Annotated in this window: 13 protein-coding genes and 1 pseudogene; 8 read left to right on the plus strand and 6 right to left on the minus strand. The window is 65.6% G+C overall.

Features of this window, described 5'->3' with window-relative positions; all coding sequences use genetic code 11:
- Positions 1 to 16: 16 nt before the first annotated feature.
- Together I6F31_RS31325 and I6F31_RS31330 are read right to left on the minus strand one after the other, a co-directional pair.
- A complete protein-coding gene (locus I6F31_RS31325; protein WP_225174750.1) occupies positions 17 to 2,812 on the minus strand; it encodes a hybrid sensor histidine kinase/response regulator in 2,796 nt (931 codons plus the stop codon).
- Positions 2,813 to 3,216: 404 nt separating this feature from the next.
- Positions 3,217 to 3,699: a response regulator gene (locus I6F31_RS31330; RefSeq protein ID WP_225152508.1), complete on the minus strand. Its 483-nt coding sequence runs from the start codon at positions 3,697 to 3,699 to the stop codon at positions 3,217 to 3,219.
- Positions 3,700 to 4,034: 335 nt separating this feature from the next.
- On the opposite strand from I6F31_RS31330, the gene I6F31_RS36740 reads away from it, so the two are divergent.
- From I6F31_RS36740 to I6F31_RS31350, 5 genes are all read left to right on the plus strand, one after another.
- On the plus strand, positions 4,035 to 4,346 hold the full coding sequence (locus tag I6F31_RS36740; RefSeq protein WP_225152510.1) for a hypothetical protein: 312 nt from the start codon (positions 4,035 to 4,037) through the stop codon (positions 4,344 to 4,346).
- Positions 4,343 to 4,744, plus strand: coding sequence for a helix-turn-helix domain-containing protein (locus I6F31_RS36745; protein WP_346656505.1), 402 nt, complete (start codon positions 4,343 to 4,345; stop codon positions 4,742 to 4,744). The genes I6F31_RS36740 and I6F31_RS36745 overlap by 4 nt, the downstream gene beginning before the upstream one ends.
- Before the next feature lie 186 nt (positions 4,745 to 4,930).
- The gene (locus I6F31_RS31340) at positions 4,931 to 5,629 is read left to right on the plus strand and encodes a Crp/Fnr family transcriptional regulator (protein ID WP_192893380.1); all 699 of its coding nucleotides are present in this window, start codon (positions 4,931 to 4,933) and stop codon (positions 5,627 to 5,629) included.
- A gap of 154 nt (positions 5,630 to 5,783) precedes the next feature.
- Entirely contained in the window at positions 5,784 to 6,197 is a 414-nt protein-coding gene (locus I6F31_RS31345; RefSeq protein WP_225186623.1) for an Hpt domain-containing protein, read from the plus strand.
- A 112-nt stretch (positions 6,198 to 6,309) separates the two neighbouring features.
- The gene (locus I6F31_RS31350) at positions 6,310 to 6,558 is read left to right on the plus strand and encodes a hypothetical protein (RefSeq protein WP_225184296.1); all 249 of its coding nucleotides are present in this window, start codon (positions 6,310 to 6,312) and stop codon (positions 6,556 to 6,558) included.
- A 69-nt stretch (positions 6,559 to 6,627) separates the two neighbouring features.
- Here I6F31_RS31350 and I6F31_RS31355 read toward each other — a convergent pair whose 3' ends face one another.
- Positions 6,628 to 7,245: a helix-turn-helix transcriptional regulator gene (locus I6F31_RS31355; RefSeq protein ID WP_225186624.1), complete on the minus strand. Its 618-nt coding sequence runs from the start codon at positions 7,243 to 7,245 to the stop codon at positions 6,628 to 6,630.
- Between the two features lie 335 nt (positions 7,246 to 7,580).
- Between I6F31_RS31355 and I6F31_RS31360 the strand changes: the two genes are divergently transcribed.
- Both I6F31_RS31360 and I6F31_RS31365 read left to right on the plus strand, forming a co-directional pair.
- The gene (locus I6F31_RS31360) at positions 7,581 to 8,744 is read left to right on the plus strand and encodes a hypothetical protein (protein WP_225186625.1); all 1,164 of its coding nucleotides are present in this window, start codon (positions 7,581 to 7,583) and stop codon (positions 8,742 to 8,744) included.
- A gap of 556 nt (positions 8,745 to 9,300) precedes the next feature.
- Positions 9,301 to 10,509, plus strand: coding sequence for an EAL domain-containing response regulator (locus I6F31_RS31365; RefSeq protein WP_225186626.1), 1,209 nt, complete (start codon positions 9,301 to 9,303; stop codon positions 10,507 to 10,509).
- A 9-nt stretch (positions 10,510 to 10,518) separates the two neighbouring features.
- Here the strand turns inward: I6F31_RS31365 and I6F31_RS31370 are convergent, their stop codons facing one another.
- On the minus strand, positions 10,519 to 11,373 hold the full coding sequence (locus I6F31_RS31370; protein WP_225186627.1) for an NAD(P)H-dependent oxidoreductase: 855 nt from the start codon (positions 11,371 to 11,373) through the stop codon (positions 10,519 to 10,521).
- A gap of 96 nt (positions 11,374 to 11,469) precedes the next feature.
- Here I6F31_RS31370 and I6F31_RS31375 point away from each other — a divergent pair.
- Positions 11,470 to 12,396 (plus strand): annotated as a pseudogene (locus tag I6F31_RS31375) (LysR family transcriptional regulator); the annotation flags it as partial.
- Between the two features lie 82 nt (positions 12,397 to 12,478).
- Here I6F31_RS31375 and I6F31_RS31380 read toward each other — a convergent pair.
- Both I6F31_RS31380 and I6F31_RS31385 read right to left on the minus strand, forming a co-directional pair.
- The gene (locus I6F31_RS31380) at positions 12,479 to 12,757 is read right to left on the minus strand and encodes a hypothetical protein (RefSeq protein ID WP_036008513.1); all 279 of its coding nucleotides are present in this window, start codon (positions 12,755 to 12,757) and stop codon (positions 12,479 to 12,481) included.
- A gap of 116 nt (positions 12,758 to 12,873) precedes the next feature.
- A complete protein-coding gene (locus I6F31_RS31385) occupies positions 12,874 to 13,734 on the minus strand; it encodes a DMT family transporter (RefSeq protein ID WP_225186629.1) in 861 nt (286 codons plus the stop codon).
- Positions 13,735 to 13,888: the final 154 nt, after the last annotated feature.

Below are 13,888 nucleotides of genomic sequence, written 5' to 3' on the forward strand. Positions count from 1 at the left end.
CCATGCCGCTCAAGGTTTAAGCCGCGGCCGCCCGGCTCAGCTCGGAGGCGCCGGCGGCACCCGCGGTCTGCTCCTTCAGCGCCGCGATCAGGCCGGGACGGTCGAACTTGGCGACGTAATCGTGGAAGCCGGCCTGACGGCCGCGCTCGATCGCCGCCGGCGACACCAGCGCCGACAGGCCGATGATCGGCGTCGCAGCGAGGTTGTTGTCGGAGCGGACGACTTCCGCGAACTCGAACCCGTTCATGTCGGGCATCTCGATGTCGGTCAGGATCACGTCGAAGCTTTGGGCGCGCAGTGCCGCGAGGCCCTCCTGCGCGGTCGGCGCGGTGCGGACGCGGTAGCCGGCGGCCTTCAGCACCGGCGCCAGCATGTTGCGGAAGAAGGCCGAGTCGTCGACCAGCAGCACCGACTGCGAATGCAGCGACGGCTTCATCTCCTTGCGGGTGAACCAGTCGGCGAACGCCATCGGCAGGAAGTGGCCGACGTCGATCACCTCGGTGGCCTGGCCCTTGATCACGGCCGAGCCGAGAACGCCGGAGGAGGAGCCGCCGACCTCGATGTTGAGGCGTTCCTCGACGATGTCGATGATCTCGTCGACGACGAGGCCCATGGAGCGGCCGTCGTCGGCGAACACCAGGATCGGCTGGGCGCCCTGGGAAGCAATGGTGACGCCTTCCATGGCCACCAGCGGCATCAGCTGCTCGCGGTACTGCACCATGTAGCGGCCGTTCGAGAACTCGATCTTGTCGGCCGGCAGCTCTTCCAGGCGCGTGACGAGGCCGAGCGGAACCGCCTTAGGCTGCGACGAGCCGGCGCGGAACACCAGCAGCGAGGTGGTCTGCTCGCCACTTCCGATGTGATGGCCGGCCGCTTCGTCACCCATGCCATGGGCCGAGGAGCCGGCGGCGCCGAGCGCCTTGGCGATGCCGTTGGGATCGATGATCATGATGACCGCGCCATCACCCAGAATGGTGTTGCCGGAGAACATGTCGATGTGACGCAGTTTTGTCGACATCGGCTTGACCACGATTTCTTCGGTGTGGAACACGCCATCGACGACGATGCCAAAGGTCTGGCTGCCGACTTGCGTCACCACGATGAAGCCGTTCTCGGGATCGGAGGCCGCGCCGTCGTCGATCTTCAGGAGCTTCTTCAGATGGATCAGCGGCAGCAGCTTGTTGCGCAACCTGAGCACCGCGGTGTCCTTGATGCGCTCGATGCGGTGCTCGGAGTTGGCGCGGGCACGGACCAATTCCACCACCGAGAGCTGCGGGATCGCAAAGCGGTCGCCGGCGGCTTCGACGATCAGCGCCGAGACGATGGCGAGCGTCAGCGGGATCTTGATGGTGACGGAGCTTCCTTCGCCGGCCACGCTCTTGATGTCGATGGTGCCGCCGATCTGGTCGATATTGGTGCGGACCACGTCCATGCCGACGCCGCGGCCCGAGACCGAGGTGATGGCAGCGGCAGTGGAGAAGCCCGGCGCGAAGATGAACTTGTGGATCTGGGCTTCGCTCATCTTCTCGAGCTCGGCCTCGGTGACGAGACCGGACGAGAGCGCCTTGGCCTTGATCTTCTCGGTGTTGAGGCCGCGGCCGTTGTCGGCGATGCAGATGATGATGTGGCCGCCCTCGTGATAGGCGGACAGGCGAATGGTGCCCTGCTCGCCCTTGCCGCTGGCGAGGCGCTCGGCGGGGGTCTCGAGGCCATGATCGGCGGAGTTGCGCACCATGTGGGTGAGCGGGTCCTTGATCAGATCGAGCACCTGGCGGTCGAGCTCGGTGTCGGCGCCGTGCATCTCGAGCTCGATCTGCTTGCCGAGTTCGGATGAGAGGTCGCGGACGATGCGGGGCAGCTTCTGCCAGGCATTGCCGATCGGCTGCATGCGCGTCTTCATGACGCCTTCCTGCAGCTCGGCGGTGACGTTGGAGAGGCGCTGCAGCGGCACCTTGAACTCGGTGTCCTCGTTGCGGCGGGAGATCTCCAAGAGCTGGTTGCGGGTCAGGACCAGCTCGGAGACCATGGTCATCAGGTGCTCCAGCGTATCCACGTTGACGCGGATCGACTGGTTGGCGATGCGGTCGCCCTCGCCCGCCATCTCGTCGGCCATCGACTTCTTCGGCGCGGCCTTTTCCTTGGCGGGCTTTGCGGCTTCAGCAGCCGGCTCGGCCTTAACCTCAGCCTTGGCCACGGGCGCGGGCACCGGCGCTTCGATCGCGGTCTCGCGGAAGGCGCGCTCGAGCTCGTCGAGCGAGACCTCGCCCGGACGCAGCGGACGCTCCAGGGTCTGATCGACCAGCGTGCCCATGGTCATCTCCTTGGCGGGGGCGGCTGCAGCGGCGGGCGCTTCCGGCACCAGCGGCGGCGCATCGGCAACGGGAGCAGCAGTGCCGGCTGTCGGCATCGGCTCCGCCGAGCCTGACATGGCCGCCATGCCCTGCTCGACCATTGCTTCCAGCTTGTCGATGAGATCGCGGTCGTTCCCCTCAGGCTCGGCCTCGGTCGCCTCCAAGCCAGCCAAAATCTCCTTGATGCGGTCGATCGAGGACAGGATCACCGTCACCGCCTCGGCGGTCACAGGCATGCCGTCACGGAATTTGCCCATCAGGGTCTCGCCGGCATGCGCCAGCGCTTCCAGCCGTGGCAGGCCGAGGAAGCCGCAGGTGCCCTTGATGGTGTGGACCAGGCGGAAGATGTTATCCAGGATCTTGGCGTTGTTCGGCTCCTGCTCGAACTTCACCAGCTGATTGTCCACGGTGTCCAGGCTCTCGCTGGTCTCCGTCAGAAACTCCCGCAACAGATCATCCATGAGCTACGCCTTACTGACCCGGGCCGCAAACGCGACGTCCGAGCCACCCTTGGCACGGACGGACGCCCTATCCTGGATCGTTAGACATCCCCTTTCACAGTCCCGTTAATTTCATCCTCCGTGCTACTACGGATTTTGAAGAGAAGTTTGCGGTTCTGCCGCGTGTTGCAGCGCTTTTCGGCAAAACCATCCCCGCGCCGCAACGGCGGGAGCCGCGCGGTGAACGAGCCACTAATCGCGCGACGCGGCGTGCGAGAAAGTCCTGCTCGTGAAGAACGATAGAGGCGGTCGAGGCAAGCCGGCCGCGCCCTCGTCGCGCGAGTGCTTGGGCGTTGCCGGATCTAGGCGGTCCACGCTCGAGGTAAACGAAGCGTTACCCCGCGGGGAAAGCGGCTCGTGTCGCGCTAACCGAGCTGCACGGCCGTGGCAATGTCGGAGCGGGGGCGAGGCTCTGCCAGGCAATCGTTGATGGCGGCGAGCAGCGCGTGCGGCGTGAACGGCTTGCGCAGACAGCGCGCGGCGCCGAGCTCCAACGCCATCCGCAGGAAGTCCGGCGCGGGCGAGTCCAAATTCGCGAAGGCGTAGCCGGACATCGCGATCAGCGGAATGACCGGAGCCCGGTCGTGGAAAATCCGGATCGATTCGAACCCGCGCATGTGCGGCATGAAGATGTCGATGATCATCAGATCGAATTGCTTGTGCTCGAGGGCGCGCAGTCCGGCTTCACCACCCTCGGCGATCGTCACCCGAAAATTGTTGCGCTGGAGGTAAACCTCGATGGCCATGCACACCATCGGGTCATCGTCGACGACGAGAATATGGCGCAGATCGTCTCGCCCGGATTGAGCTTCCCGTTCCGGCGATTCAACAATCGAACCGTGGGGCACGCCTTTCTCCTTTGCTTTCGATGAGAGATGAAACTAACATTTTTGCGGACGCGGTCGAGGCGACGCGAGCCGGCCCAATGGCCAGCGCGACTGCAATGCCTTCCGGCTCCTGAGGCCCCCTTGCCGCTTTTTCCCTGCGCAATCGTTGCAGGACGGCCGCCTCGTCAACGAATCAGCGTGCGCTACTTAATTCCGCCGCAAATGAGACAGGTTGTCTGCCCTCTAACGGGTATATGGACGACACCACAACCTTCAGATTAGTATTTGCGCGCCGTGCAACTGAGTGACGAAGGCCGCCGCGCCCAGCGTCCATCGAACCCGCCGGATTAACCTGCATGACCGTGAGCGGCCGCCCGCCCAACCAGCTGCTGCAACTGCTCGATGCCGCGGATTTCGATCTGCTGCGTCCGCACCTCGCGACGGTTGAAATGGTCAGCAAATCTGTCGTGGGCGAGATCGGCACTGCACCGAGACATGTCTACCTCCCGCATGGTGGATGCGTTTCGATCAGGGTGAGCCTGTCCGAAGGACAGACGATCGAAATTGCGATGCTGGGCCGCGACAGCGTCGTGGGGCCGGTGCGGCCCTTGCCGACGGCATCTCGCCGATGGACGCGGTTGTGCTGTTCCCAGGAGCTGCTTCCGTGATCGAAATCGGAGTTTTCCGCGCGGTCGCGACCGCAAGCGCACGCCTCCGCAAGCTGATGGTCCGCCACGAGCAGGTCATGCTCGCGCATGTGCAGCAATCGCTGCTCTGCAATACGCTGCATCTGGTCGAGGCGCGGCTCGCGCGTTGGCTGCTCCGCGCCCACGACCTGTCCGACGGCCAAATCCTGCCGCTGACCCAGGAGGCGCTGGCGCAGATGATCGGCGTCCGCCGCAACGCGATCTCGCTGGTCGCGCATGCGCTGCAGCGCGCCGGCATCATTCGCTACAGCCGCGGCCAGATCGAGATCATCGATCCCAAGGCGCTGCTGGCGACGTCCTGCGGCTGCTATTCGGCGGTGAAGGCCCATCACCTGCGCCTGATGGGAATCGTGGCGTGACGGGAGCACGATGCGATCTCTGTGTTCCGACGTGCACGCAGCGTCGATGCATCGCCAGGGCCGGACAACTTGTCTCAATTGCCAATATATCCCGCCGCGAGGATGATGGAACTTACCCGCGCACCGCGTGAGTGCAGGCGTGCGATTCCCAGGTGCAAGGGTACGGAGGAGGCAGCTTTGGAAAGCATGGCGCGTCCGTCCAACGGTTTCCTGTCCGCACTGTCGGCAGACGATTATGAGTTGATCCGCCCGCACCTGCGAACTGTGGATCTGCCCCACGGGGCGGTGCTGGTCGAGACCGGCGAGACGCTCATGCGCGCCTATTTTCCTCACCGCGGCGTCATCTCGCTGGTGGTTGAACTGGCCAAAGGCGAGCATGTGCAGGTCGCCATGATCGGCCGTGGTAGCCTGCTCGGAACGCTCGCCATCGAGGGTGATGCGTGTGCGTTGAACACCGCCATCGTGCTGGTTCCCGGCGCCGCCTCGGTGGTGGATCTGGACCGCCTGCGCATGGCCGCCGATCAGAGCAGCGCCCTGCGCACGCAGCTTGCGCGTCACGGGCTGGCGGTCTACGCCCAGGTGCAGCAAACCGCGGGCTGCAACGCCGCTCATCCGGTGGAGTCGCGGCTGTCGCGCTGCCTGCTGCACACGCATGACATGTCGGGCGAGTCGCGTCTGCTGCTGACACAGGAGACCATGGCTCAGATGATCGGGGCCCGGCGCAACAGCGTGTCGCTGGTCGCCAACTCCCTGCAGCAGGCCAATTTCATCCACTACAGCCGCGGACACATCCAGATCACCAACCTGGACGGGCTGCGTCAGACGGCGTGCGAATGCTACGCCGCCGTGAAGGCCCAGTACGACCGGCTGCTCGGCCCGCCCTGAACGCCGCGGTCGCTTGGTAAACCGCGGGCTAATGCCGGCCTGCAAACACCAGCCATCCTGCTACCAGAACTGAAATTCGAAGGCCGTACACACGCGACATGCCTCGCGCGGCGGCGTGCCGCGCGACACGAACCGGGATCAGGGCAGGCAAGACATGTTTGACGTCACCGTCGGGCTTGCGAACGCGATCGATGCCGAACCCGCGCGCGAGCCGCGCGCGTACGAAGCGCTGGTGCGCGAGATCGGCGAGGACGGTGCCGGCGAAGTGCGCGACGTGTTCTGGAGCGAGACCTGCGCGCGCCTGCAATCGTTCCGCACGCTCTCGCCCGCGCAGCACCACGCCAGGATCACGCGCGAAGCGCATTCGTTGAAGAGCGCGGCCGGAACGTTCGGCTATTTCAGGCTCGCAGCGCTGGCGCTGCGGCTGGAGAAAACCGCGGAAAGCCTCGGCGAGACCGAATTCCGCGCGCTGCTGGACCTGATGGATGCGGCCTACGCCGCCGCGCATGCGCAGGAGCCGCAAGGCGAGCTGGCTTGGGATGCGCGCTCGTCGCGCTGCTTCGCGTGAAAACGCTCCGGACTACTCGCGCGTGCATTCCCGCCGTACTTCTACGGTTTGCGATTTTCACAGATGGCTAATCATAGCTGGCGATAGTCCCGGAAAACCAGGAGGGTTTTCCATGTTCACCTACGAGACCGCAGACCAGAAGGAGGTTCGTCGCTTCCGGATCGCACAGTTCAACGGCCGGATGGCGACGGTGAAGGCCGGCGGCTCGACCGTGACCGGTTTCGTGCGCTCGGTGCTGGAGCAGGAATCGAGCATGCCCCCCCGCTGGACCATCACGATCATTCCGAGCGCGCCGAAGGAAGAGATCAAGCCGCTGCGTCCCACCTCGCGCGCACGTCCCTTCGCCGAAGACTATTTCTGAGCGCCACGGATTTCCCAACTTTCGAGATAGGCGTCGGGTCTCGCCCGACGGCGGGCGACGGGCCCGGCCTCAGTCGATCGAATGCAGCAGCGCCGCACGGACGAGGTCCGCGGTGTTGCGCGCACCGAGCTTGCGCATCGCCTCGGCCCGATGGCTCTCGAAAGTGCGCGGACTGATCTGCATGCGAAGCGCACCCTGCTTGTTCGAGTAGCCTTCGCTGATCAGCCTCAGCACCTCGCGCTCGCGCCTGGTCAGCCGCTTCTGGCCCGACGGGCCGATCAGATCGGCGCTCGGCGGCCGCGGCGGTTGCAGCACGCGGACGGCCTTCGATTCCGCTTCTTCGGACGGGCTGGGCAAGCCGCCCTTGTGCGGGCCGGCGAGCTGCTTGACCAGGCCGCAAACGCGCTCGGTCTGGGCCAGCGCGTTCTCCACCACCCGCTGCAAATAGGCGCGATCGCCGGTCGCGGGGACGAGCTGATCGCTGTGGTGCTTGATCTCGCCCATGTAGAGCAGCAGCGCGGTCAGGGGGCCATTGAGCTCGCGGGCGATGGCAGCCCCCATTTCGTCGGCCGCCTTGGCACGCAAGGCGCTCAGGCGGGCGAAATCGAGCTCTTCAGCTGAAGCAGCGCTGCTTTCGTGCCATGCCGACGGCCGCGAATCGGTGGCCGTATCATTCTGTGACCCCATGTCACTCGTTTAGCGGAACCGGGGCGGGTCTGTGATTAACTTTTTGCTCCGTATGACTACGGTGATTTAGACGGTTTTACGCTGAAATGACGACTTCGGCACAATTTGTGCTTGCGCGGCGCCGCACGCGACCATGCAGCGGTTGAGTTTTCTGCCGAATGCTGGGCTGGGAACGGGAAAAGCTCCTCGGCGAACGCCTTGCTCCGACATCCACCCCCCGGATTTTACGGATTAATTAACGGCGACTTGCTTCTCTAGGGAGGTTGAGAGCGCGCAAATGCCTCCACGCATTGGGCCCGCAAGCCCGCGGGCCACGCTGCGAAAGATTGCGTGCCATGGACGAGATCGACCGGCTATCGGAATTTCTGCAGAGGCTGACGCCGCTGTCGCGCAGCTGTCTGCTCAGCGAACTCGAACGGCTCGAGCTGTGCGGCATCGACATGCCGGGTTCGGCCGACATCCAGGCCCGCTTGCGCGCCGAATTCCGCAAGGACGGATCGACCCAGGCGCGCGCCACCAGCCCGTCGCGCTATTTCTTCGCGCCGCTCGAGCTGCTGCTGATCGATGGCGCGCCCGAGCATGCCAACATGGGGCGGATCTCGCGCAATACCCTCACCCCGATCTGGGAATGGATCTGCCGCGACCTGCTGCCGACCATGGCGCGCGACTACATCAAGGCGATCGGCGACCAGGTCGCGGCCAACAACCCGAAGGAAGTCCAGAAGATCGCCTCGACCTTCCAGATCAAGGTCGTCAAGGTCCTCGAGAGCACCCTCGCCTCGCCCGAGAGCGCCGAATCCGCGCGCGCCAAGCTCGGGCAATATACGGCCTCGCGCACCGCCTTCGACGACGTCGTGAAGATGCTGCACGTGTTGCGCGCCGGCGATGCACTGCCGAAGTTCAACGCGAAGCTGCCCGACAAGATCGCGAAGTTCGACGACGGCCAGGTCGCCCAGATCACCGCGCAGCTCGACGCCTTCAAGAAGGCCCATCCCCAGGCACTGCCCTTCGCGCTGGCGCTGGTGGCGCGACGCCTGAAGGCGTCCTGGCAATTGGTGCGGCTCGCTACCCGAGCCGCTGCGAGCAAGGCCGCCGCAGACGTCGCCGCCACCCCCTATGCCTGCGTCGTTCCCATGGTTCTCGACCGGCTCGACGACAAGCGCCTCGCGCTTCGTGTCGCACTCCGGCACAACCGGGTGCTGATCGCCCGCGACCTGCTCGCGGACATCTACGACACCGAATATGCGCTCAAGGTCCGCATCGACGGCATCGAGCAATGCGAATGGGGTGTCCGGCTCCAGCAATTGATGGATGCGATCGCGGCGCTAGTTTCCGCCGAGGTGAGCCGCTTCCCTGCCAATGTCGGCCACATTCTCGGCTCGCGGCGGCTGCGCAGCCACGACACGCTCGGCGGCAAGCTGAGCTATCTGGCCTGGAAGGGACGCGACGCGATGCAGGACGGTGCGGCGGCGTTCCGCAAATTGATCGGGCAAACCTAAAGCGTTTGAGCATGATCTTTCCGGAAAACCGCTGCACACTTTTCCGGATCATGCTCTAGACCCGGTTCGGTCGCGAAAAGCCACGATGCGCCGCGCGGCTAGCGCGGCAGGCACAGGAAGCGATCCATGAATCGCCCTGACAGCACGAACCTGAACCACCAATAGATCATTCGCCGCATCGACATAGCTGTAATCCTCGACAGCCCTCCACCGGCTCGGGGGAGCTTTAGCGCGAGTGCGGCAATGCGCGTGTGATGTGCTTCACATTCTTGGCCGCCGACGCGGACCCGTTGTCGCAGAACTGTCGCGAGCGAAAGGCGGCGGTGCGCGCATCGCGGGAAGACGCAAGCGTGAAAGCCGCCGCCGATTCACGTTGCGCCGGCTTCATCGCCGCCGCGGGACAACCGCGCGCGTGCGCCCAAAGATTTCGTCGACAAATTAGCTCGAATTGCAGGGCTTAACGTTACTCAGATAATTCAAGAACGATGTGAAGCTCTCCTTATTTGAACCCACGCTCCGCGTTTAAGAAACCGTCACGGAACGGGAGTGGTGTACGATGAACGATGGGATGATTGAACTCGTCGGACGAAGGCCTGTGACCTTCGGACGGCGAAAGGTGACGCCGCGCGCCTGCGTGGCCGACAGCAAGCGTCACTTGCGCGCGTTCCTCAGCGAGATCCTCGAGGATCTCGGCTTCGTCACCTGCGAATGTGCCAGCGCCGACGAGCTGAAGACGGTGCTCGCGAGCGAATTGCCGGATCTGATCCTGCTCGGCGTCGCCGCCGACGGCATCGAGCCGGGACGATTCCTCGAAGTCCTGGTGCGTGAGGCATTTGCCGGCAAGGTTCTCGCCGTCGGCGCCCGCGATTCGATCATCGTCAAAGCCGTGCGGCAGGTCGGCGACGAATATGGCCTTGCCATGCTGCCGCCGCTGACCACGCCCTTTGCCGCGGAGACGCTGCGCGAGCGCGTTGCGATGCTGCTGCCGGATGAGCCGGCGCCGAGCCCGGCCGTGCATGTCGGCGAAGCCCTGCATGCCGGCTGGCTCGAGCTCTGGTACCAGCCCAAGATCGACGCGCGCACGCTGGTCCGCAACGGCGCCGAGGCCCTGGTGCGGATGCGGCATCCGACCTGGGGCGTGGTGCCGCCGGCCTATTTCATCCCGGAGCCGCACGATCCGCATTTTCGCGAGCTGTCGGAGTTCGTGATCGATCGCGCCGTGCAGGACTGGCACTATCTTCTGGAGCAACAAAGCCCGGTCAACCTGTCGATCAATCTTCCCGCCGCCTATCTCAGGGGGCCGCAGGCGGTGCGCGATCTCTGCCGCCGCGTGCCGACGCATCCGGCCTTCGGCGGATTGACGGTCGAGATCGACAGCGAGGAGGCGATCCGCGAACTCGATTTCCTGGCCGAGGTCGCGCGCGAGGTCGGCCTGCACAATATCGGGCTGTCGATCGACAATCTCGGCGCCAACTGGCCGTCGCTGATGGACCTCGACAAGATTCCCTTCGTCAAGCTGAAGGCCGACCGGCAGTTCGTCACCGGCAGCGGCGGCGATCGGCTGAAGCGCACGGTGTGCCGTCACATCGTCGAGCTGGCGCAGACCTTCGGCGCGCGCGCGGTAGCACAAGGGGTCGAGAGCCGCGCCGACCTCATCGCAGCGAGCGAGATCGGCTTCGATGTCGTGCAGGGCTTTCTATTCGGCAAGCCGATGCCGCTGAAGAAGTTCGCGAAGGCCGCGCTGACGCGCACCGTGATGGGATGACCGCGTTCGCTACGCCGTTTCCTCGCGGAGATCTGCCGTTGACCGCATCGCTCCTGGCTTGCTCGGCGCGCCGCGTTCGTGAGCGGAATCGAGGTGGAGCGCGAAACCGCGCGCTCCGGGAGACTCGAGCCCGGCGCGGAGCTGCATGCTCGGAATGACGTAATCGCCGCCATTCTGGCGCCGATAGGGAATCGGCAAAGTTGTCGCAAGCGTTCTCATCCGCTCGCGCAGGCGTTCGGCCGTCGCGCCGAAAGCGGCTTCATCGAACCTGTCGGCCTGATAGGCCACGAACGGCGGCAGGACGTCATATCCGGGATAATAGAGAATGCCGTGATTGATCGGAAACAGCAGGTCGTCGATCGGCCCGTTGACCCCGCGGGCGGAATAATGGTCCTGCCAGCCGCCGGCCGTCACGATCAGCATCGCGCGTTTGCCGGCCAAGGTCCCCTCGCCGTAACGGTCGCCCCAGCGCTTGTCGCTGTGCTCGCCGACACCATAGCCGAAGCCGTAGGCGAACACGCGGTCGACCCAGCCCTTGAGGATCGCGGGCATGCTGAACCACCACAGCGGAAACTGCAGAATCAGAGCATCCGCCCACAGAAGCTTCTCGATCTCGCCCTTGACGTCGGCAGTCAGCGTGCCCGCCTCGAACGCCTGCTTGGATGCCGCGGCGACCGCGAGACGCGCATCGACCGGCAGCGACGGAAAGTCGCCGCGGTCGACCTCGGACTTCCAGCCCTCGGCATAGAGGTCGGAGACCCGCACCTCGTGCCCCTGCGCCTCGAGCTCTCTGACGGCGACATCCCGGAGCGAGCCGTTGAGCGAGCGCTGTTCAGGATGAGCATAGACGATCAAGACTTTCATGTTCGGGCACCATTGGATTGAGGATTGTGGCTCGGCAGATAGCGCGGTGGCCCGCGATCCGGTAGACGTAGCCGATGGATAAGATTGTGCCGGAAAATGGATAGGCCGGAGGTTACGCTCGAGCGCATGCGCAGCTTCGTGCGCGTCGCCGAGCGCGGAAGCCTGTCCGCGGTCGCGCGCGAGCTCGGGATCGGCCAATCCACGGTGACGCGGCACATTCGGGAGCTGGAGCAGGCGGTCGGCGTGCCGCTGCTCACCAGGACCACGCGCAGGGTCACCGTGACGGAAGAGGGCCGCCATTACTACGCCGACTGCGTGCACATCCTGCGTCTGGTCGAGCAGGCCGGTGATGAAGCGCGCTCGACGCGCGGCGCGCCGGCCGGAACGGTGCGGGTCTCCTGCACCGCGGCGTTCGGCGTGCTCCACGTCAGCCGCTTGATCTTCGCCTTCCAGGACGCTTATCCGGAGGTGTCGGTCGACCTCAGCCTGACCGACGAGCGGATCGACCTCGTCAGGGAAGGCGTCGATGTCGCGCTGCGTCTGGGGCCGCTCGCCGAAAGCACGATGAAGCTGAAGTCGCTCGGCCAGTCGCGGCGGCTGCTGGTGGCCGCACCCGATTATCTTGCCGCGCGTGGCCGGCCTGCGCGCCCGCAAGACCTCGCTCATCACGAGGGCATTCGGATGTCCAACATCGCTGCCAGCGATGTCCTCGTGCTGCAGGGGCGCCGCGGCGGCCGCCATGCGATACCCTTCGAGGGGCGGCTGCGCCTCGATCACGGGCTCGCCGCGCGTGAGGCGCTCGCGGCCGGCCGCGGCATTGCGCCGGCGCATCTGTGGCTGGTCAGCGACCTGCTCGCGGACGGCAGGCTCGAACGCGTGCTGCCGGACTATTCACCGCCGCCCGTTCCGCTGAACATGCTGATCGTGCCGGAGCGGTCCGGCATTGCGCGCGTGCGCCTCCTGGTCGATTTCCTCGCCGGAGAGATCGCGCGACTACCCGGGATCGAAAGGCCCCAATCAGGGCTTTCTGTTCGGCAAGCCGATGCCGCTGAAGAAGTTCGCACGGAGCGCGCTGACGCGAACGGTGATGGGGCAGCAGTGAGGCCTAGCGGCAGACCCAGACGCCGTTGACCAGCACGCGGACGCAGGCTGGCGCGACGACGGCGGCTCCTGCGGCTGCTGCACCGACGGCGGCGCCACCGACCACGGCACGACGCGTCGTTCGACGTGCGACGCCCGCAACACTCGCCGGCGTCGCCGGCCGGCCGACGCGGGCTTCCGCGCTCTGGATCGAGAATGAAAGCCCGTCCTCTGCCGACCACTGCACCGAGGTCAATGCTGCGCAGGCAACAACGGCGCCGGCCAGCCACAATTTAGTTCGCATGACGTCCTCCCTCGCTGTTCAGGCAAGTAAAGGCAGACACCGAGTCGGGACAGGCATTGATCTAGATCAAGGTTCGGCGGCCGCATGACACTGGCGGCAGGCGTGAGGCGACAGGCTCACGCATAGCGCCGCGCGAAGAAGACGCAGGCGACGACGATTGCCGTCGCGGCGATCATGCTTGCTGCGACCGGCTCGCCGAGCAGAAGACCGGCGAGCGCCAGACCGAAGAACGGCTGCAGCTGCTGCAGCTGGCCGACGCGGGCAATGCCGCCGATGGCGAGCCCGCGGTACCAGAAGATGAAGCCGACGAACATGCTGAAGACGGAGACGTAGGCGAGCCCGATCCAGGCGGGCACACCGATGCCGCTCCAGACCGGCGGCCAGGTCAGCACCGCGAGCACCAGCATCAAGGGCAGCGCGAGCAGCAGCGCCCAGGAGATCACCTGCCAGCCGCCGAGGCGGCGCGACAGCGCGGCGCCCTCGGCATAGCCGAGGCCGCACAGCACGATCGCGGCGACCATCAGCAGATCGCCTTGAAGCGAGGCCGCGTCGTCGCCGGCGAGAGCAAAGCCGGCCACCGTTGCGCTGCCGAGACCCGCGAACAGCCAGAACAGCGGCCGCGGCCGCTCGCCGCCGCGCAGCACGCCGAAGATCGCGGTCGACAGCGGCAGCAGGCCGATGAAGACGATGGAGCGCGCGGAGGTGATGTGCTGGAGCGCGAGCGCCGTCAGCAGGGGAAAGCCGACCACGACGCCGATGGCGACGATGGTGAGCGAGGCGAGATCACGGCGCTGCGGCCGCGCCTGCCGGAGCAGGCCGAGCACCACAGCACCAATCAGCGCCGCGATGACGGCGCGCGCCGAGGTCAGAAACAGCGCCGAGAAGCCGCCGACGGCGACGCGCGTCGCCGGCAGCGAGCCGCTGAAGATGATGACGCCGAGAAGCCCGTTGCCCCAGCCGCTGGCGGAAGAGTGCATGTTGGTCTCGCTTGGTGGACGGCGGCGGATCGGGTGCCGGGGCGGTTGAACGCCTCGCGTGATGGCATGGAACAACAAAAGTTCGAAAACAACCCCATGCACAGTAGACGGGGGTTGCAAGATCAATGGGTTAGGCGGGGGGTGGGATTGGGTG

It is taken from the genome of Bradyrhizobium sp. NBAIM01, assembly GCF_020194115.1.
GTDB classification, from domain to species: domain Bacteria; phylum Pseudomonadota; class Alphaproteobacteria; order Rhizobiales; family Xanthobacteraceae; genus Bradyrhizobium; species Bradyrhizobium yuanmingense.